Origin of the sequence: uncultured Methanobrevibacter sp., assembly GCF_902764455.1 — an archaeon.
Classification (GTDB): Archaea; Methanobacteriota; Methanobacteria; order Methanobacteriales; family Methanobacteriaceae; genus Methanocatella.
In genome coordinates, this window is record NZ_CACWVY010000039.1 from 1 (window position 1) to 19,925 (window position 19,925).

Below are 19,925 nucleotides of genomic sequence, written 5' to 3' on the forward strand. Positions count from 1 at the left end.
AACAGAATCAGATTAAACAACATAAAATGGATGGAGAAAAATGTCATCGAAAGACACATGAAAAATATGAAAAACCAGTGAGATTTTTAACAATGCCAAAATAGAATGAATTTTTAGTGATATGAAATTTAAAGTGTAAAAAAATAATTTGAAAGAAGTCTATAAAATTTTACAGACTCAAAAAAAGGAATTTCTAAAATTCACCATTGCGGTCAACAACATGATTATCATTAAAAGGACAAGGTTTTACTGAAACATGCTTAATTTCAGGTATTTTTAAAATTTCTTTTTCAACTTTAAGTGAAAGTTCATATGCTTCCTCAGCAGTTAAATCAGCATCCATATGCACATGCATGGCAACAATCAGATATGATGAAAAATTATCAATTTTAATGTTATGTGCATTGCTTGCATAAGGAGAATCATCAACTATCTCTTTAATTCTGTCAATGATGCCGGTATCTACAGGGACACAACCCATAATATGCAAAATATTTTTTTTACCGATATCATATGCTGTTTTTAAAATCAATAATCCAATAACAAAACCTATAATTGGATCAAGAATTGGAAACCCCATTTTTGATACAACAACACCAATTAAAATAGCAACAGATGTGTATATGTCTGTTCTTTGATGATGCCCGTCAGCCTCAATAGCTGGACTGTTAATTTCCCGTCCTACTTTAATAATATATCTACTAATAATAAAGTTAAGAAATATTCCTAAAATAGCCATTATTATGACATAATTATCTGGCACTGCAATAGAATTTGGATGTTCAAGTTTATGATGTGCCATATCCATGATTTCAAAGCTTATAAATGTTAAAAAAATCACAATAGCAAGTCCGGCTAATGCTTCAGCACGGCCATAACCTTCAGGAAACCTCTCATCAGCAGGTCTTTGACTTACCTTAAATCCAACATATGCAATAACGGAAGTTACAATATCTGTGAATGTATGCAGTCCTTCAGCGACCAGCGCATAACTTCCACCAATCAACCCAACAACAATATTTAATATAGTCAATAAACAATTTGAACCTATAGCAACCATTGATGCCTTTTTTCCAGCCTTATCACGAACATCTCCCACAAAAAATCACCAAAATTATTTTATTTAAACTTTAGAATTAACACAATCAAAGAAAAATACATTAAAGTGCATTTAATATTGATATTAGATTTCTAAAAATAAATATTATGTATAGTAAATATATATTATCTATCATTAATAAAGTTTTAAAAATTAAACATGATAAAAATAATTTATAAAACAGGAAAATATTAAATTTAAAATGATTGCAGTTCTGCTCTAATGACAATCACATCAACATTTTGATTATCTTTTGTATGGAAATCATAGAGTTTAGGAATTGGAAAATCATACCTGAAAATGTGGGTAATATCAAAATTATTCACACTATAGTAATTAATCAAAAACTTTTCAGTTGATGCCATATGAAAAGAATATAAAACACTGCAGTTTAAATCAGAAGCTTTTTTTACAAATTTTAAATCCTGACCTGTGTCCGCTTTTTTCTGTGATCCAAAGGGAGGATTTTGAAAAACAGTATCTGCATCCAACTCACAATTAAAATCACAAATGTCACTTTGAATGAATTTTGCATTATCAAGATTTAAATTTGCTGAAACTTCCCTAGCCAACTTTATAGAATCTTCATCAATATCTACACCAACAGCCGAATCTGCACCCATAAGCAGTGAAGCTATTGCAAATACTCCAGTACCACATCCCAAATCAAAAATATTTTTTTCTTCAATATCACCTAAAGAAAATGCATTCCACACCAAGTCCGCAGCAATAATTGGAGGAGTTGTATACTGTTCAAGATTCACTTTGGGTTTAGGATGAGGGGGAATAGATTGAAGTCTCATTTCTAAATGTTTTTTTCGAGTAATTTTTTTCATCTAATCAATATATTTAATTATTATATTTTATATAGTTATTAATATTAATAAAAAAAATTACTTTGAGGTTTCAAATGTTTGAAAAAGTATTAATTGCAAACAGAGGAGAGATAGCTATTAGAGTAATGCGGGCTTGTCGTGAGCTTGATATTAAAACCGTGTCTGTTTACTCTGATGCAGATAAAACTTCTCTTTATACAAATTATGCAGATGAAAGTTTTCCTTTAGGTAATCCTTCCCCTGCTAAATCTTATTTGAATATTGAAAAAATAATTAATATTGCACTTGAATCCGGTGCAGATGCAATTCACCCAGGATATGGATTTTTAGCAGAAAATCCTAAATTTGGAGAAGAATGTGAAAAAAATGGAATAAAACTTATCGGACCTAGTGGAAAAGTTATCCACGAAATGGGAGATAAAATCACATCCAAAGCTTTAATGAAAAAAGCTGGAGTACCAGTTATTGAAGGAACGCCTGAAGGCGTAAGTGATATTGAAGAAGCAAAAGAAATTGCAAGCCAAATAGGTTATCCTGTAATCGTTAAAGCTTCAGCTGGTGGTGGAGGTATTGGTATGCGTGCAGTTTATGAAGAAGAAGAACTTGTACGTGCAATTGAATCCACACAATCTGTTGCAGCTACAAACTTTGGTGATTCAACAGTATTTATTGAAAAATATCTTGAAAAACCAAGACACATTGAATTCCAGCTTTTAGCTGATGAACATGGAAATGTCATTCACGTAGCAGACAGAGAATGTTCCATACAAAGAAGACACCAGAAATTGCTTGAAGAAGCACCTTCCCCAATCATGACTGATGAATTGAGAGAACAAATGGGCGGAAGTGCTGTTAAAGCTGCAGAATATATAGGATATAAAAGTGCAGGTACTGTTGAATTCCTATACGACAATGGAAACTACTATTTCTTAGAGATGAATACCCGTATTCAAGTAGAACATCCAATTACCGAACTTGTTACAAACACTGATTTAATCAAAGAGCAAATCAGAATTGCAGCAGGCGAAGAATTAAGCTATAGTCAAAATGATATTCAGGTAAATGGTCATGCAATCGAATGCCGTATTAATGCAGAAGATCCTCTTAATGACTTTTCACCAAATCCGGGTAAAATCACTGGTTACAGGTCACCAGGAGGACCTGGTGTACGTTTAGACAGTGGAGTTTACATGAATTATACAATTCCAACATTCTATGATTCAATGATATCAAAATTAATTACCTATGGTAGAAACCGTGATGATGCAATCAACAGAATGAAAAGAGCATTAAGTGAATATATTATATTAGGTGTAAAGACTACAATCCCATTCCACAAAGCAGTATTAAGAAATCCAAACTTCATTAAAGGAGATTTGAATACTCACTTCATTGATACCTATAAGAAAGGTATTGAAAAAGAAATGGACAATGTAATAGCTGAAGATTTAGAATATGTAAATAGACTTAAATCAACATTTATGCCTGGTAAAAAAATAGCTGCGATTTCAGCGGCTGTTGGTACTTATCAAAATGCTGCTATGAGCCATATGAATAAAAAATAAGTGATGAGGATAACATGCAAAATGAAGTAATCAACATATTAAAAAAAGAAGAAAGATTTTCTGATGAAACTATTAATGAAATCCGTGAAGTTGGAATTAACGATTTTGCAGATATAATAAAAGAAGTAGGACAACAAAAAACAGACTATCTAAAAAGAGATGAAATTTTAAAAGATTTAAATACCAACATGATTGGACAAGAATTATACGTATTCAAAGAAGTGATGTCCACAAATACTGTGGCCAAATTCTTATCCGAAAATGGTGTGTCAAGTGGAACAGTTGTCCTATCTGAAAAGCAAAGCAATGCAAAAGGAAGACAGGGAAAAGCCTGGGAATCCCCATTAGGTGGAATATGGTTATCTCTTATTGTAAATCCACAAGTAGATCACTCCAAAATTCCAATGATAACCCTGGCAACTGGTGTAGTTGTTGTGAAAACCCTTGAAAAAATTGGAATCGACAATGCTGAAATCAAATGGCCAAATGACGTAATGATTAACGGTAAAAAAGTCTGCGGAATATTAACCGAAGCAATTACCAAGTTTAATATCATTGAAAATGTGATTATCGGTGTTGGAATCGATGCTAATTTCGATGTAGACTCACTTTCTGAAGAATTACGTGAGGGAACTACAACATTAGATGTTCAATTAGGACATAAAGTGAATGAAAATGAAATAATTAAAATTTTCCTTGAGGAATTTGAAAAAATGGGTAAAATATTCAATGAAGGTGGATTTGAGCAAATACTTAAGGAATGGAGAAAATACTCATATTCCATTGGAAAAATCGCAGAAATAAGAGAACCATTCAACAAGTCTTATGATGCTTATGTTTTGGGCATAAGCAGAGAAGGAGCCCTAGTTGTTGAAAAAATTGATGGAACCTTAGAAAAAGTAATATCTGGAGAATGTTTAATTAAAAAGTAAACACAATCTCCTTACATTTATCTTCATTAATAACTAATTTTTCAAGGTTATTAAATGAAGATACTATTTTTTTATTTAATTCAGCCAAATCTAACTTAAAAGCATCACTTGTTGATAAATCAAATCTTATTGTAGCTGATGCACCAGGCATTGAAACCGGAGGAATTGTAATTATTCCATGTTCTTTTAATAAAATGAAAGAAAATACAAAAGCCACATCATTATCTGATAATTTATGAGATACTTTAAGTTCACTGGCCAAATCACTTGGAGTAATCATTACACCAGTCGGTGTAGCTTTAAAGTTATCAAAATTTTGATTCAATAAATCCAAAAGTTCATTCTTTCTGGAAAAACTTTTAATTAAATTATCTCCGTTAAAATTCTTTATACCATTTAACATTGCAAGTACTGCAGGAGGTTGAGCTTCAAGACCAAATTGATTAACTTTAACCTTAATTTCATCAATCAATTCTTTACGGCCCGCCATTAATCCTCCTCTTGGGCCAGGCATTAATTTATCTGTACTGGTTATTGCAATGTCTGCGCCCAAGTCACATGCCTTAGGCTGATTGAAAACAACTGTCCGAAGTCTTGCTCCAGAAGCATCATCAACCATTACCGGAATATCTTTTTCATGAGCCATTTCAATAGCTTTTTTAAAATTATCTAAATCAATGACTTTATGATCCATTGTTGAACCGGTAATAACAACAAGAGAAGTGTTTTCAGGTATTGTAAATTCATCAAAATTATCTGTTTCACTATAATTAGCATTAACTAATGCACAACTTCTTGGAATAGATGGATGTGCCGGCAATTCAGCCAAATAATGAACAACATTAGTATTTTCACTTACAAGAGCCAATACTGTTGCAAGTATACCTGAAGAAGTTCTATTTAAAGGAAGAACCTTTTCACCACCCATATGTTCAATTCCGACTTTCTGAAGTTCCTCTTCAAAAATAGCCGGTCCGACATATGTTTCCAAAAGATTTATGTCTGAAGGAGTTGCTATAAATCCTCCAGCCAAACCGGTTAAATCATATAATGATTCACGGGATTTATTTAAAACCCAATCTTTAATAATTGACAGTGCGTTTTCCCTTTTCTTAACTTCATCCAAAGAATTGTTTATAATCATTTAGATATCATCCAATTCCAATTTCATGTCTGCAAAAGCTTCAAGGAATGGTTTTAAATCCTTTTCAGTTAACGGAATAGAAGTATACTGTTCTTCTTCAGGTTCTTCATAAGAGTATTCAGCATCAAGTACTTTACCCTCAGGAGTAATCCAAATCATTAAACTGTCGCTAACTGTATCGCTTTTTTTAGTTGGCGGGAAGAATATTTCAAAAGAAGTTCCTAATTGAGAGAAGAATTTTTCTTTTTCTTCATCACTTTTATTACATTTTTTAATTTTTCTAATTCTTGATTTTAATCTTTTTTCAGCAAGTTCATTTATGTCTGACATTTTAAAAAAACTCCTCAACTTAAATTAGTTATAACTATTTTTAGAATTCTAATATATAAATAGTATAGTCAAAAAATTATATTAATCATATAAACTATTACCTTTACTATCCATAGCTACAATGAGTGGACCGAAGTCCTTAACTTTCAAATTCCAAATAGCCTCAGGCATTCCCAAATCTAACCAGTCCACACTTTCTATCTCTTCGACAGCATCAACATATAATGCAGCACAGCCTCCGGTTGCAACCACATAAACTGCTTCATTTTCAACCAAAGCTTCACGAACAGTATCGTCCATACCACCTTTTCCAATTACAATTTTTGCACCCATTTCAATTACATCACTCTGATACGGATTCATACGCATTGAAGTAGTTGGACCAATAGCAACCATTTTATAGTCATCCCCATCCTTTGATATTATCGGACCGGCATGAAAAATAGCTGCACCAACAATATTACTTGGAGCACCTTGTTCGATTATTCTTTTATGTGCTTGATCTCTTGCAGTTAATATGTTTCCGGTTAAACTAATAACATCACCAATTTTCAAATCAGCGACACTTTCATTGGTAATTGGTACATTAATTTTTTTCTCCATTTATACACCTTAAATAAAATATATAATTTAAAAAATAATCAAAATTAAATTATTATATAAGATATTTAGAATTAATATTATTTAAACATGACAAAAAAGGACATAATATGTTTCAATGTTTTTAAACTTATTTTGGAGCCCAATTGTTTCATCACCATATTTTCTTTTAATTTATTTATATCATAAAATACAATTTTAAATTAACATTCATGATGGCAATGTTGGATTATGTAAAAATTACTTATTGCTCACAAAAACTAATGAGGGCTTAATCTATGGATAATAAAAAAATAATTATAATAGGAATAATAATGCTTATTATTGTAGCGGGAATCATTTTACTAATGATGATTTCAGCAAATTATGAAAGAATTGAAATAACACCAAATGGAACAAGTATAGAAGTTCCTGCCAATCAAACCAAATGTATTGGAAATATTGGAACTGTGAAAGTTTGGAACTGGAATGATGGAATATTAGTTGCAGCCAATAGTCAGGGAAACAGCAACATCAGTAAATTAACTGAACTAAGTTTTAATAATCTGAATGACTTAATAAAAAATGGAGACAAGAAAAACTTTGATGGCATTACATGTTATGTGATAAATGCCAATGACTTGTTAAAAATCAGCATATTTGATACCATTAAAGTAAATTACAACGGCAAATTCTATTGCATTCCATTATCCAATGAAACTACACATGACAATATAATAATTTGTTGTAAAGACAAGGATGTTGCATTGCATATTGCCAAATCAGTACAATACAAAAATGTTAATCTAACCAGCAATTCCAATTATACTATTCCAGCTCTAGAAAACATTACTGGAAATTTACTGGCAAACGGTTAACCACAATACTAAATGTTAAATAATGATTAACCATAAAAGTATTAATTGGTGAATATTCGTGGAAATATTAAACAATACACTAGTACAATTACTTATTGTAATTCTTATCTTTTTTGTTTTAACTATTGTGGGTAAGTTCATATACGGTAAAATAAAAAATATAACAGATAAACATGTAAATATGAATGAATTGCTACCTGAAGATGAAGTTCATACTTTAAAGCAGGTTTTTTATTTAATTATGATGGCATTGTGTGTTGTAAATATTTTTTATTCCATTACTCTAGTATCAGAAAATGATATGTATTTTTTAATGATATTTGACATTATCCTTTCACTATATCTGGCAATCACATTAGATATGAGTTCCAGGAAAAATTATCCCATATGGTTGTTATTAATTCCATATGGATCATTAGCATATTATTTATTTGGTCTTAGTTTAGTGATTTTAATAGACATAATTCATATTTTAATCTTTGTATACTTTGCAAAAATTTATTTCGATAAATTTATGGAATATACTAATTCACATGGATTGGGAATAACCATAATACTATTATTTATAATAATTTTCGGCGGATTTTTTGTAGCCCAATATTCCGAAGGTGCAAATGCTCTGGATTCACTTGTAATTGTTTCCAATGAATTCACAGGTAATGGATATTCTGTTTTTGGTGAAACAATTCCCGGCAAACTCAATAGTTTATTGCTAGTTTGGGGAGGATATGTAATTTCCGGAGCAAGTGCTGCAACATTGACTGCAGCAATTTTAACAAGACATTTCAAAAGGCAATTTGCAGAATTAAAAGCATTAATTGATGAAGGAGATGAAAATAATGGAAACTAATCTATTAATTATTATTATTCGCATATTGGCCTCAATTGGAATTTTTGCCATTTTAGTATATGTCGGCAATTATCTTAGCCATAACGATAGATTAATATCCTGGTTTAAAAATTCAAGGTTTGCAAATCCTCTGGAATATTTTCCTTCCGAAGAAATATTCTCATTAAATCAAGTTTCTTATTTGATAATGATGCTGATTTTTATTATAATCAGTTTATATCTACTATTTGACTGGAAAGACGGTTCATATTTCATATATTGTTTAGATATTATTGTTTCAATATATCTTGCCATTAAACTTGATAAAGAACCATTTAAAGGGAAATTAATATTATTCTTATTAATTCCATTTGGTTCCATATCCGGATTAGTATTTGGAAATAGTTGGGTTGTTTTATTAGATATATTCCACATTATAGGATATCTTTATTATACTAAAGTTTACTTCCGCAAATTCATGAAATATACTGAGAATAATGGATTGGGAATAACAATAATGCTGTTATTTACAATAGTAACATTCAGTTTTATATTTACAATTATTGTTGAAGGTGTTTCTCCAATGGATTCAATGACTATGGTTACCAATGCATTTACAAGTAACAGTTATGAAGCCAGCGGAAAAATCATGGTTGGAAAACTTAATTCATTAATTATAGCGTGGGGAGGTTTTATCTTATCTGGTGTTGGTACAGCAACTTTAGCTGCTTCAATAATAAACAGATATGTTGACCGTGAATTTGCAGAAATGAAAGATTATATCAGAAATAAAAAAGAAGAGAATTAAACCTGATGATTAGAAATACATTAGGATTATTATCTTAAAATTAGTGCAATATATATAATAAAATTAATATATTTATTATGACTAAATTTTTATATGAACATGAAAGAAATAGTAGGATAATTTTATTATGTCAAGTATGAGTAGTGTCGCAGGATTATCAAAATATATACAAACACTTCCAAGAACAAGATATTCCATAATGGGCATCTGTATTTTAAGTTTTTTAACTGGAGTGATACACTGTTTTATAAATCCTCAGGATAGTCTAACAGATAATTTTTTACTTGAAGGATTATGTACATTCATGATATTTGGTATTAGTTCTATTTTAAGCGGCAGCCTTAACCAGTACGGAGTTAAGGTACTCCATGGAATTAATCTGAAAATGAAACATTCAATGTTCCTATCTCTTGTTTCTATGTTCGTTATTTGTTCTATACTAGTTATTGGCGGATTTATCTCACTAATAATTCATGAATCTCTATACGTCAATTCTTTACTCTTTGGCTGTGTGATTATTTATGGATTTAATACATTAGTTTTATGGAGTACAACACAAATTGGATTTGCAAAATCAGCAATCATAGGATTAATCCAGCCCGTGTTAATTTTATCAATGCTTGTTTTATTATTATTTTTATCAAGTGATCCGTCAGTATTTTCAACCCCACTAATAATCAGCATCATAATTAAAACAGTTATTGCATGTATAATATTTATCCTGGCAATATACTCATTTATTTCAATAGCCGCTTCACCTTTAAAGAAGAATTTGGGTATTGGAATGTTGGATTTATTAAGTCTGTTTATTATGCATATGAACGAAGGGTCCAATCTTTTAGAATCCACTTTTGAAGAAATGGGTGAATCAATCGATACTGTAGTTACATACATTAGTTTCAAAGGAAAGAATGGTATTAAATCATTATTCATATCACCATCTGTCCATCCTGGACCTTTAGGTAATATTGGAGGGTCCAACATGCCAACAATTCTTGCAAACAAATTTGACCATTTTACCATGGTAGCTCATGGTCCATCCACACACGATTTTAACCCAATATCTGTTAAAGAAATAGATAAAATTGAAAAATGTGTCAAAGAGGGTTTGGATAAAATAGAATACAGTAAAAATGCAAGTAAATTTAAAAGATATTCCCATAATGCAGCAAATATTGGGGTTCAATTCTTTAACAAAGGAATGATAATATTATCAACTTTTGCACCTAACGGTAGTGATGATATCGAATTTGGTGTTGGCCTTACAATGATGACCCAAAGTATCAGTAAATGTAATGTGAAAGATTCAGTTATTGTAGACTGTCATAATTCATTCACTCCTGAAAGTGGTGAAGTATTGCCTGGAAATCCTGAAGTATTTGATTTGATAGATGTTATTGACAAAGTTGAAGTTAGTAATGAAGAACACAACAGCATTAAAGTAGGCTGCTGTGCAGATACTATGGGAGACCTCGATAAACAGGAAGGTATTGGAGAAAGCGGATTGAAAGTAATGGTTATTGATGTGTCCGGTCAAAGAACCGCATATGTACTGTTCGATTCCAATAATATGGAAATCGGATTTAGGCAGGAAATTATTGATGCAACAAAAGACTTGGACATTGATGAAATTGAAGTCATGACAACTGATACACATACAGTGAATACTTTATCAAGAGGATACAATCCTGTTGGAATAGAAAAAAGACCTGAAATTATCGAATATGTAATAAAATGTATAAAAATAGCTATTGATGATTTGGAAGAGGTTGAGGTTGGTACTGGAACTAAAAAAATTAAAAACCTCAATACATTCGGTCCAAAAAATTCAACTGAACTCATTTCAACAATAAGCTCAGTTGTCGCAGTAAGTAAAATAATAGCTCCAGTTTTATTAATTACTGCATTATTTATTGTATTTATATGGATATTTTATGGAAATCTACATATAATTGGTTAATAAAATCCACACAATAATCCATGCGAAAAAGAAAGGCAAGATACAATCCCATATTTTTTGAGATCTATCAAGTTCTTCTGATGCGATATTATCTGCAACTTTAGTTGAAGCATAAATAAAAGCAATACCAATCAATAAACCAATCATATCGTTTTTGAATCCTAAAATACCGATTGAAAATAAACCAGATAACACACCAGCAATTATACCAAATACAACATTAACTGATGTAAGTTTAATAGTATCGTCCAAAATATTTCCTCCAAAAAATAAATTAAATAGAATAAATATAATTTAATAATTAATAGTATATTAAAGTATTGATAATTAAAGGGTGTTTAAAATGAAACCTATGTCAAATGTTGACATTTTTACAATTAGTGATGAACTTAATAATTTATTGACAGGTGCTAGAGTAGATAAATCATTCCAACCGACTAAAGACATAGTTGTGATAAGATTCCATATTGCAGGTACGGGAAGAGTTGATTTAGTGATGCAATGCGGTTCAAGAATACACATAAGCAAATATCCTCTTGAAAATCCCACTAATCCACCAACATTCCCAATGCTTTTAAGAAAAAGAGTAAAAGGAGCCCATGTTGTAAGTGTTACTCAGCACAATTTTGATAGGGTTGTTGAGATTAAAGTTAAAAAAGACAAATATTATACGATTGTCGTGGAATTATTTGATAAAGGAAACATCATATTATTGGATGAAGATAATAATATTGTTTTGCCTCTTAAAAGAAAACAAATGTCTAAAAGAGACATCAGTTCCAAAAAGGAATATGTTTTCCCTAAAGAAAGAGGACTCAATCCAATCGGCATGACTGAAGAGAAATTTAAAGAAGTATTTATCCAAAATGATAATGATGTTGTGAGAACTCTTGCAATTAATGGTCTTGGAAGTCTATATTCAGAAGAAATCATTGAAAGAGCAAACAATTATACAGAAATTGATAAACATACATCAAATAATGATTTGACAGAAGAACAGATTTCTGCATTGTTTAAAGGATTTAAAGAATTATTTAATATCCTTAAAGATGAAGAATATAAGCCACAAATTGTAAAAGATGGGAAAAAAGAAGATGTTGTTCCACTTGACCTGATAAAATATGATGGTTTTGAAAAGAAATATTACGAAAATTTCAATGAAGCCTGTGACGAATTTTACTCTAAAAAAGTCAATACCAACATAATAGATATCAAAGAACAGGCATGGAATAAAAAAGTAAACCAGTTTGAAAAAAGATTACGTTTACAAGAAGAAAGACTTGATAATTTTAATAAAACAATTGAAACTAGTCAACATAAAGGAGAGTTAATTTATTCTAATTACACCACCATTGAAAATATAATAAATGTTGTTAACTCAGCTATAAGTAAAGAATATTCTTTTAAAGAAATTGATAAAATTCTCAAAAAAGCTAAAGAAGACGGAATGGCTGAAGCCCAAATATTCGAATCCATCGATAAAATGGGTATTCTAACATTAAAAATTGAAGACACATCCATAATTATCGATCCAAAATTGTCAATACCTGAAAATACAGAAAGCTATTATGAAAAAGCTAAAAAATCTAAAAAGAAAACAAAAGGTGCATTAATAGCTATTGAAAATACTAAAAAACAACTTGAAGAAATTAAATCTAAAAAAGAGATTGCAATGGAAAATATTTCCATACCTAAAAAGAGAAAAAAGAAAAATCTCAAATGGTATGAGAAACTACGCTGGTTTATTACATCAGACAATACATTAGTAATTGCAGGACGTGATGCGGGCACTAATGAAGCAGTTGTTAAAAAATATTTAGACAATAATGATATCTATTTACACGCAGATATACATGGTGCATCATCAGTTGTGGTAAAATTAGAAGGCAAATCATTAAATGACACAATCATTAAAGAATCCGGCGAGTTTGCCGCTTCATTTTCATCTGCCTGGCCAAAAGGTTTTACAACACAGGACGTATTCTGGGTTTATCCAGACCAAGTATCCAAAACCCCGGAAGCAGGAGAATATTTAAAAAAAGGGTCTTTTGTAATAAGAGGAAACCGTAATTTCATAAGAAATGCAAGTCTAAAAATAGCTATTGGAATAGTTGACTATGAAGGAAAAAGAATAATGTCCGGACCTGTAGAGGCACTTGAAGCACATTGTGAAAATTATGTGGTATTAAAACCGGGTTACACCAAAAAAGAAGCAATAGCTAAAAAGATTTTACATAAAATAGATGAAGATAAATTAATAACAATAGATGATATTATACGACTATTGCCATCAGGAAAATGCGATATAGATGAAGAATATCATCAAAGAAAAAAATATGAAAAGAATTAATCCTGATAATCTTCAGGATTATATTCAAAATATTCATTTGGATTTAAAATAACCGTACTGATTTTTGGATTAAACTGCATTACAAAATTCGCAAAAATAGTTGGATCTTGCTCTATAGGCGGGAATGTATTGTAATGCATAGGAATAGTAACTTTAGGATTTAACCACATTGAAGCAAGAGCCGCTTCAAAAGGACCCATAGTAAATTTATCACCAATAGGCACCATTACTATATCCGGTTTATAAATATCACCAATAATTGTTTTCATATCACCAAATAAACCAGTATCACCACAATGGAATATTGAAGTATCGTCTTCAAAAGTAATTAAAAAGCTAGCTGCAACACCACCAGGAACAGTCTCTTCAACCATGTCTATATCTGATGAATGTTTTGCATCAAGCATAGTAAATTTTATACCTCTAAATACAAATGAACCGCCAATGTTCACACCAATAGTTTCAATACCTTGTTTAGATAAAAATAAAGATATTTCATGAATAGCGGCAACAGGAGCATTGGTTGAATTGGAAATATCCAATGCATCACCCAAATGATCAGAATGTCCATGAGTAACTAAAATAATATCCGGATTTAACTCTTCAACAGGAACCGGACATGCAGGATTGTTACTGATAAATGGGTCAATTAGAATATGTACGTTATCATCACTTATTATTTCAAAAGCTGAATGACCCAACCACCTAATTTCCATTAAGCAACTCCTCCAATACTATTTAAAATTACAGTCTCATCCAAATTAGAAGCAATGTCCCAAGTTTTCTCGAAATCAGCTCTGATGTTTGAAATGGATTTTCTATCATCATAGATTGCACCATATTCTGAATTTTCAACAGTATAACCATCAGAAATTATCATTGCATGAGAATCATCTGTAATCAAATTAATAGCATGTACTTTAGGTACGGTTTTAATATGAACTCCTTGTTTTAAAAGTGATGCAATTAATACAGTATATGAAATATCTGATAAATCAAATTCATCAATGATTACTCTGGAATAAATTGTAGGGACGTGTGACAGGAATCTGTCAGACAAATTGTTTAAAGAAGGAATTTCCAACATGATTTCCTTGTTTACATTTACAGCCAATTGCTCAAATGCATCATTTGAAGTAATTAACTCATTACCCAGTAAAACATTACCTCTGAGAGATTCAGGTACAGGTAATCTTTCCGGATTATTAATATCAATCTCGATATCCCTTGGCTGTGTAGTGGATTCCAAGTTAACTTCAGGCTGAGATAATGCCCTTTTAATTTCTTCAGTTTTATCTGCAGTCTCATTGATGACAGGCACATCATCATAAATATGATTAGTTGAACGTTTTTTAGGTTTTCTAGTAACTTTAATTGGTTTTTCGTATACAGGAGTGAAATTTAATTCCTTATCTAAATCTATTTCTTTTTCTTCTTGATTTACTACACGCAATACTGCTTTAGATTCATCAATTTCCGGAGCATCAAAGAACTCTCTTGGAGATATGGAGTTACCTTTATCAGATTCATAATATTCCCATAAACCACTATCATCAATATCTTCACCATAGTCATAATCGTCATTTGAAGGTCTCACTATTAAAGGACCATTGTTATCACCATTAGATTTTTCTTTTCTTTTTGAAAAATTAATAGATGGTGCGTTTATGTCTTTTGAATCTAAGAAATCTTTAATAAGTCCGCTTGTTTTCTCAGCATTAGAATCAACAAAATAGCTAATAATCAATATTATTCCAACTATAGATATTAAAAAACCAACCATCAATAAAACTTCTATAAGGCCATATGCAATAACTTCATATGATATAACCACACCAATTACAAATAAAATAATTCCTGATACAAATTTTAATGTATTTCCCAATTTGTTCACCCTTCATCAATTAATAATCACTCTAATACTATTATTTATTAGTAACACTATTAATAAACCTAATGGTTTAAAAAATCAAATACTAATAAAAAATTGCTTTAAAAAAAAACAAAATATATAAAGTTAATACTTTTTTAATTTTAAGTAATATTAATATTTGTCAAAAATCTACAATTATATGGTGAAAGAAATGAAATCCATAAAAAAATTTATCAACGAAGAATCAGGACAAGGCGCCGCCGAATATATATTATTATTTGGCGGAGTAATAGTAATTGCTCTTTTAGCATTAACCATATATAGATCATATATGGAAACCAGTGATAGAAGTTTAAAAGCAAAAGACGATATAATTGATGTAAGAAACACAATTCTGGACAATAGAACCCATGTTTAAAAAAATAGACAATAAAGGACAAAGTAGTGCAGAAGTAATCCTCCTGATTGGAGGATTGTTAGTTATAATATTATTTGTAGCATCATACATTACAAATATAATAAACACTACACAAAATTCTTTTAAAACATTAATTACACAAGAAAGAGATTTTTTAATAAATAAAATATAATAAGGGGAGTAAACTCTCTCCTTATTCATCTAAAATTTTGTTTAGACATTCATTCCAAGATTCAGAATTAATATTGGTTAATTTCATTGAAGTTCTTGTTAATTCCCTAATATGTTGAGGACATGCACTTATGCATGCACCACACAAATTACAGAATGTTAAATTAGTTTCAGCCTTACCGTCAACAATATCAACAGCATTACATGGACAAACATCTTGACAAGCGTGACATGAGTCGCCTTTACAAACAGCTTCTTCTGTTTCAGCAAGTTCCAATTTTCCTGCAAATGGTTTTGAAACATTAACTGCATCAACAGGACAAATTTCAGAACACCATGAACAATTTACACACTCATCCTCAAGAATAATAGTAGTTCCAGTAATTTCAGGCACTTCAATTTGATCTTGTAACATACATGTTGAACAAATTTCAATGATTGCATCTTGAGGACATACTCTTTTACAAACTCCACAGTAAACACATAGTGAGGTGTCTACCTCAATAGAATTATTTACAAAGTCCACACTAGATGACGGAACATTATTTATTTTAATAGCTTCCGGAGGACATAAATCAGCACAGAAACCACAATAAATACATTTTTCATCATCAATATTGATTTCTCCACGCACTAATTCTGCTCTTTCAGGAAGTTTTCTTTCAAACAATATTGCATCTCTCGGACAAGCAATAGAACATCTTCCACAATAAAGACAGTCTTCTTCATTTACTTCAGATTCTACTTCCCAAGTTGGATAGTTATCCATTTCCTTAATTGGAGTACCATCAATAGTCAAGGACAATGCATCAAATGGACAGGCTACAGAACATAATCCACATAATACACAAGAATCAGCATTAACGGAAAGCAAATCCATTTCTATTAATCCACGTGCTATCGGTACTGTAGGTCCTAATCTTAAAGAAGTTGTAGGACAAACTTCAGCACATATTCCACAACCTAAACATTTGGTGTCAGAGTATTTCAACTTACGAACTTCAGAACCAATTCTTTCTACATTAAACATATATTATCCCTCTCATGCTTTGGATATAGCTTGGTTAGGACAATTCTGAATACATAAGTCACAATCGTCACAATTTTCAGGGATGATTTTTACATCACCATTTTCTTCTATGATTGCTCCTTGTTCACAAAGTTTAATGCATAAACCTTGAACCGGACAATTATCAATATGTCCACAAACATCAGAATCAATTTTAACTGTCATATAACCACCTCAATTACATACCTAGAATTAAATTAAAAAACTTAATTTTGGTATGACATTTTATTATTTATCGAAATGCATTAATAAACATATCGATTAAATTTCGCGATTAATGATGATTATCCCATTTCTGTTAATTTCACCAGATCGAATTCTGGTAGAAGAAATTGGATTTCCATCTTCAGCCAATACAAAACTAACAACAACAATATCAAGAGGTTCCATACCCTTAGATAATCTAATTTTATTGATTTTTAAAGCAGTAGGTTCAGTTTCTTCACTGACAACAATCGCGTCAAAATCTTCCTCATAAATAGTTGTTCCAAAAGGGTCTTCTAATGGTACAACATTAAAATTAGATTTATCACTAAAAAACAACTTTAAATTGTTCATTCTCTCTTTACATGAATCAATATCCCCTTTTAAACCACCAAAAGCATCAGAAGTTACTCCAATTTCTATCTGATCGCCTAATTCAAAAGCAGTTGATAGTAATTTCTTATGACCGTCATGAAACTTATCAAAAGTACCTCCAACAGCCACCTTAGTATATTTTTTAGTTCCCATAATATTGTTCCACATTAGTTAAGTGATTAATATTATATTAAAACTATTATAAATTATTAGCTATTTGAAAAAAAAAGAAAAAAAGAAGTTAATTAGAATGGAAGACTTTGATAATATGCAATAAATTTATAATTATAATTATTCCAATTAACAACTTCACCCAACGAGTTTCTACGATTTATTGTATCACCAACAATCCATGTATCACCAATCAACACTTGAGACCACACATGACCAGTAAACTCATCACCAAAATCACATTTTCCATGGACATATCTAGCAGGAAGGCCTGAAGCCCTATATAAAGCAACGACCAAATGAGCCTGGTCAACACAATTTCCATGACCTGCATGTAATGTTCCTAAACCACCATAATAAGTATCGTAATAGTAATCATAAGAAATTTTATCCCGCACATAATTAAATAATGCCCTTGCCTTATCGGTAGGATTTGTTAAACCTTTGGTCAATTTTTCTGCAAGTGCAACAATCTCGGCATTTGAAACCGGACAATTAATGGAATCTGATAAATACGGTGCTAAATTTGAAATCTTATTTTTAGTATACAATACCTTTTCTGATACAAAAATATATGAACAGCCAGCAGTATTTCTTTCGGCATATTTATAAACAATTGGATACTCTCCTTCAGGTAAACCACCAATAGAAATAGTAGCAATACCATCAGCATCTGTCCTTGCATGTTTTGATATGCCATTAAATATGAATTCGATGTCCGCATTTGAAATTGGATTTTCATATGCATCCAATACAGTTACTGAATAATCCTTATATAAGTCCAAATACACAGTTACATCATAAGCAATAAAAATAGCACCATCAACCAGAATATGATTGGATCTACTGTTTGCGGCATATAATGGATTATCCAAGGAAGTTTTAATATCATAATATCCCACAGGCAGATTAATATTTAAACTAGCAACACCTGAAGCATTAGTGGTTCGGGTATATGATTTACCACGAATATTAAATGTAACATCAATACCGTCCAATGGACTATTATTGGCATCGGTTAAAACTGCAGTAAATGCTTCACTATCAGTGTAAAAAAAGACTAAATCATTAGTAGATAAATAAGCAGGAATTTTTGAGACAATAATAGTATTTGATCCTTTATTATAATTCATATCATCAGCATTGGAATAGCTATATGAAATTTCATAAGTGCCAGGGAATAGACCAATATCCAAACTAGCAACACCATTGACATCAGTAATACTGTCATATGACTTACCCATTAAATTAAATGTAATAGTTTCATTAACCATAGGGACTGATTTTAAATCAGTTAAAGTAACATAAAATTTAGATCCATCCCGATAAATCATTTTTAAATCTTTTCCAGTTAAAATATTAGTCGGATTAGATACTACTAATGTAGATGATGATTTAAATGGATAATAATTAGAATTTCCTTTAAATTCATATTCCAAAGAGTATCTGCCTTCATAAAGATTGGAAATAATAACTTTGGCTTTACCATTTTCATCAGTAACACATTTAATATCAACACCATTATACCTGAAATTAATATCCGCCATAGGAATAGTATTATTATTTAAACCAACCAATGTGACAGCATACTCCCGATCAACACCTGCAACCGCATGAGCATCAGAAGCTTCAATAATAGCAAGAGATTTATCAATTTTAATATTATTGGAAACTGATAAACCATTATAATTAGTGGCAGTGATAATATATTCACCCGTGTTAAGGTTAATATTTAAATATGCATTTCCATCATTATCGGATACTCTAGTATATAATACCCCATTAATATTAAATATAACATCACTATAAGCTAATGGATTGCCCATATCATCAAGAAGATGTGCAGTAAATTTATTGCCGTCCCTATAACGCATATTTAAATCAGTGGCAGTTATTGTAGGCAATACTTCAATATTATTAGAATATATTTCGCCATTAATTGTGTTTATAGTGGAAATAATATAGTTTCCAGGATTAAGATTAATATTCAACCTGGCAGTACCCTCTTCATTAGTGGTACGGGTATAGAATACACCATTTATATTAAAATCAACATTTTCATTGGCTAATGGATTGCCTTCACCATTTACCAGATGAACATAAAATTGAGTATCATTTTTATAAAATTTTACAACATCTGAAGCATACATAGTATTTAGTACAACAATTTTATTAGAAGACATTTCACCATTAACAGGATTGATTGCAGTTAATATATAATCCCCCGGAAGAAGATGGCACTGTTAAAAATGTCACTGGTTAGACACATTTTATATTAAAAAAAGAGTTTATCTTTTCACTTTTTCTTTCATTAAATGACAGGTTTCTTTTCAT

20 protein-coding genes are annotated in these 19,925 nt (G+C 30.7%); 8 read left to right on the top strand and 12 right to left on the bottom strand.

Annotation, left to right across the window (positions count from 1 at the left end; all coding sequences use genetic code 11):
- Window positions 1–193 precede the first annotated feature (193 nt).
- Entirely contained in the window at window positions 194–1,099 is a 906-nt protein-coding gene (locus QZU75_RS10615) for a cation diffusion facilitator family transporter (protein WP_296883630.1), read from the bottom strand.
- Between the two features lie 197 nt (window positions 1,100–1,296).
- The gene (locus tag QZU75_RS10620; RefSeq protein ID WP_363139651.1) at window positions 1,297–1,935 is read right to left on the bottom strand and encodes an METTL5 family protein; all 639 of its coding nucleotides are present in this window, start codon (window positions 1,933–1,935) and stop codon (window positions 1,297–1,299) included.
- A 74-nt stretch (window positions 1,936–2,009) separates the two neighbouring features.
- On the opposite strand from QZU75_RS10620, the gene QZU75_RS10625 reads away from it, so the two are divergent.
- Entirely contained in the window at window positions 2,010–3,500 is a 1,491-nt protein-coding gene (locus QZU75_RS10625) for an acetyl-CoA carboxylase biotin carboxylase subunit (protein WP_296797183.1), read from the top strand.
- 14 nt (window positions 3,501–3,514) lie between these two features.
- The gene (locus QZU75_RS10630) at window positions 3,515–4,432 is read left to right on the top strand and encodes a biotin--[acetyl-CoA-carboxylase] ligase (RefSeq protein WP_296883633.1); all 918 of its coding nucleotides are present in this window, start codon (window positions 3,515–3,517) and stop codon (window positions 4,430–4,432) included.
- Here the strand turns inward: QZU75_RS10630 and QZU75_RS10635 are convergent.
- The 3 genes from QZU75_RS10635 to QZU75_RS10645 form a co-directional block, all read right to left on the bottom strand.
- Entirely contained in the window at window positions 4,422–5,576 is a 1,155-nt protein-coding gene (locus QZU75_RS10635; RefSeq protein WP_296807806.1) for a TIGR03576 family pyridoxal phosphate-dependent enzyme, read from the bottom strand. The two genes, QZU75_RS10630 and QZU75_RS10635, sit on opposite strands and share 11 nt — an antisense overlap.
- Window positions 5,577–5,906 carry a hypothetical protein gene (locus QZU75_RS10640; RefSeq protein WP_296883635.1) on the bottom strand — a complete coding sequence of 110 codons (330 nt, stop codon included), beginning with the start codon at window positions 5,904–5,906 and terminating at the stop codon, window positions 5,577–5,579. It lies immediately after the preceding gene.
- Between the two features lie 81 nt (window positions 5,907–5,987).
- Window positions 5,988–6,509 carry a FumA C-terminus/TtdB family hydratase beta subunit gene (locus QZU75_RS10645; protein WP_296883636.1) on the bottom strand — a complete coding sequence of 174 codons (522 nt, stop codon included), beginning with the start codon at window positions 6,507–6,509 and terminating at the stop codon, window positions 5,988–5,990.
- 275 nt (window positions 6,510–6,784) lie between these two features.
- Between QZU75_RS10645 and QZU75_RS10650 the strand changes: the two genes are divergently transcribed.
- The 4 genes from QZU75_RS10650 (at window position 6,785) to QZU75_RS10665 (ending at window position 10,960) form a co-directional block, all read left to right on the top strand.
- Window positions 6,785–7,363 (top strand): hypothetical protein, encoded by a 579-nt coding sequence (locus QZU75_RS10650; protein ID WP_296883637.1) that lies wholly within the window; start codon window positions 6,785–6,787, stop codon window positions 7,361–7,363.
- Between the two features lie 58 nt (window positions 7,364–7,421).
- Window positions 7,422–8,213, top strand: a complete 792-nt coding sequence (locus tag QZU75_RS10655; protein WP_296883638.1) for a hypothetical protein — start codon at window positions 7,422–7,424, stop codon at window positions 8,211–8,213.
- Window positions 8,203–9,000, top strand: a complete 798-nt coding sequence (locus QZU75_RS10660; protein ID WP_296883639.1) for a hypothetical protein — start codon at window positions 8,203–8,205, stop codon at window positions 8,998–9,000. The genes QZU75_RS10655 and QZU75_RS10660 overlap by 11 nt, the downstream gene beginning before the upstream one ends.
- Window positions 9,001–9,127: 127 nt before the next feature.
- Window positions 9,128–10,960, top strand: a complete 1,833-nt coding sequence (locus QZU75_RS10665) for a DUF2070 family protein (protein ID WP_296883641.1) — start codon at window positions 9,128–9,130, stop codon at window positions 10,958–10,960.
- Here QZU75_RS10665 and QZU75_RS10670 read toward each other — a convergent pair.
- Entirely contained in the window at window positions 10,943–11,212 is a 270-nt protein-coding gene (locus tag QZU75_RS10670; protein ID WP_296883643.1) for a hypothetical protein, read from the bottom strand. The two genes, QZU75_RS10665 and QZU75_RS10670, sit on opposite strands and share 18 nt — an antisense overlap.
- 91 nt (window positions 11,213–11,303) lie before the next feature.
- On the opposite strand from QZU75_RS10670, the gene rqcH reads away from it, so the two are divergent.
- Entirely contained in the window at window positions 11,304–13,310 is a 2,007-nt protein-coding gene (gene rqcH, locus QZU75_RS10675) for a ribosome rescue protein RqcH (RefSeq protein ID WP_296883645.1), read from the top strand.
- Here the strand turns inward: rqcH and QZU75_RS10680 are convergent.
- Both QZU75_RS10680 and QZU75_RS10685 read right to left on the bottom strand, forming a co-directional pair.
- Window positions 13,307–14,026, bottom strand: a complete 720-nt coding sequence (locus QZU75_RS10680; protein ID WP_296883647.1) for a metal-dependent hydrolase — start codon at window positions 14,024–14,026, stop codon at window positions 13,307–13,309. The two genes, rqcH and QZU75_RS10680, sit on opposite strands and share 4 nt — an antisense overlap.
- Window positions 14,026–15,195 (bottom strand): hypothetical protein, encoded by a 1,170-nt coding sequence (locus QZU75_RS10685; protein ID WP_296883649.1) that lies wholly within the window; start codon window positions 15,193–15,195, stop codon window positions 14,026–14,028. Before QZU75_RS10685 ends, QZU75_RS10680 begins: the two co-directional genes overlap by 1 nt.
- A gap of 199 nt (window positions 15,196–15,394) precedes the next feature.
- Between QZU75_RS10685 and QZU75_RS10690 the strand changes: the two genes are divergently transcribed.
- Window positions 15,395–15,601, top strand: a complete 207-nt coding sequence (locus tag QZU75_RS10690; protein ID WP_296883659.1) for a Flp family type IVb pilin — start codon at window positions 15,395–15,397, stop codon at window positions 15,599–15,601.
- A gap of 193 nt (window positions 15,602–15,794) precedes the next feature.
- Here the strand turns inward: QZU75_RS10690 and fwdF are convergent, their stop codons facing one another.
- The 4 genes from fwdF to QZU75_RS10710 all read right to left on the bottom strand — a co-directional run bounded on the left by fwdF (window position 15,795) and on the right by QZU75_RS10710 (window position 19,774).
- Window positions 15,795–16,802, bottom strand: coding sequence for a tungsten-dependent formylmethanofuran dehydrogenase subunit FwdF (gene fwdF / locus QZU75_RS10695; protein ID WP_296883651.1), 1,008 nt, complete (start codon window positions 16,800–16,802; stop codon window positions 15,795–15,797).
- Between the two features lie 12 nt (window positions 16,803–16,814).
- The gene (locus QZU75_RS10700; RefSeq protein ID WP_296883653.1) at window positions 16,815–17,006 is read right to left on the bottom strand and encodes a 4Fe-4S binding protein; all 192 of its coding nucleotides are present in this window, start codon (window positions 17,004–17,006) and stop codon (window positions 16,815–16,817) included.
- A gap of 96 nt (window positions 17,007–17,102) precedes the next feature.
- Window positions 17,103–17,573, bottom strand: a complete 471-nt coding sequence (locus QZU75_RS10705; RefSeq protein WP_296883655.1) for a phosphopantetheine adenylyltransferase — start codon at window positions 17,571–17,573, stop codon at window positions 17,103–17,105.
- A gap of 92 nt (window positions 17,574–17,665) precedes the next feature.
- Window positions 17,666–19,774: a transglutaminase domain-containing protein gene (locus QZU75_RS10710; RefSeq protein ID WP_296883657.1), complete on the bottom strand. Its 2,109-nt coding sequence runs from the start codon at window positions 19,772–19,774 to the stop codon at window positions 17,666–17,668.
- Window positions 19,775–19,925 lie beyond the last annotated feature (151 nt).

Bases quoted from the DNA above. Each gene is read 5' to 3' on its own strand.
- QZU75_RS10620 (WP_363139651.1), bottom strand. From the start codon at position 1,935: ATGAAAAAAATTACTCGAAAAAAACATTTAGAAATGAGACTTCAATCT.
- QZU75_RS10665 (WP_296883641.1), top strand. From the start codon at position 9,128: ATGTCAAGTATGAGTAGTGTCGCAGGATTATCAAAATATATACAAACA.
- QZU75_RS10645 (WP_296883636.1), bottom strand. From the start codon at position 6,509: ATGGAGAAAAAAATTAATGTACCAATTACCAATGAAAGTGTCGCTGAT.
- QZU75_RS10705 (WP_296883655.1), bottom strand. From the start codon at position 17,573: ATGGGAACTAAAAAATATACTAAGGTGGCTGTTGGAGGTACTTTTGAT.
- QZU75_RS10660 (WP_296883639.1), top strand. From the start codon at position 8,203: ATGGAAACTAATCTATTAATTATTATTATTCGCATATTGGCCTCAATT.
- QZU75_RS10690 (WP_296883659.1), top strand. From the start codon at position 15,395: ATGAAATCCATAAAAAAATTTATCAACGAAGAATCAGGACAAGGCGCC.
- QZU75_RS10625 (WP_296797183.1), top strand. From the start codon at position 2,010: ATGTTTGAAAAAGTATTAATTGCAAACAGAGGAGAGATAGCTATTAGA.
- QZU75_RS10630 (WP_296883633.1), top strand. From the start codon at position 3,515: ATGCAAAATGAAGTAATCAACATATTAAAAAAAGAAGAAAGATTTTCT.
- QZU75_RS10650 (WP_296883637.1), top strand. From the start codon at position 6,785: ATGGATAATAAAAAAATAATTATAATAGGAATAATAATGCTTATTATT.
- fwdF (WP_296883651.1), bottom strand. From the start codon at position 16,802: ATGTTTAATGTAGAAAGAATTGGTTCTGAAGTTCGTAAGTTGAAATAC.
- QZU75_RS10710 (WP_296883657.1), bottom strand. From the start codon at position 19,774: ATGTCTTCTAATAAAATTGTTGTACTAAATACTATGTATGCTTCAGAT.
- QZU75_RS10635 (WP_296807806.1), bottom strand. From the start codon at position 5,576: ATGATTATAAACAATTCTTTGGATGAAGTTAAGAAAAGGGAAAACGCA.
- QZU75_RS10640 (WP_296883635.1), bottom strand. From the start codon at position 5,906: ATGTCAGACATAAATGAACTTGCTGAAAAAAGATTAAAATCAAGAATT.
- QZU75_RS10700 (WP_296883653.1), bottom strand. From the start codon at position 17,006: ATGACAGTTAAAATTGATTCTGATGTTTGTGGACATATTGATAATTGT.
- QZU75_RS10680 (WP_296883647.1), bottom strand. From the start codon at position 14,026: ATGGAAATTAGGTGGTTGGGTCATTCAGCTTTTGAAATAATAAGTGAT.
- rqcH (WP_296883645.1), top strand. From the start codon at position 11,304: ATGAAACCTATGTCAAATGTTGACATTTTTACAATTAGTGATGAACTT.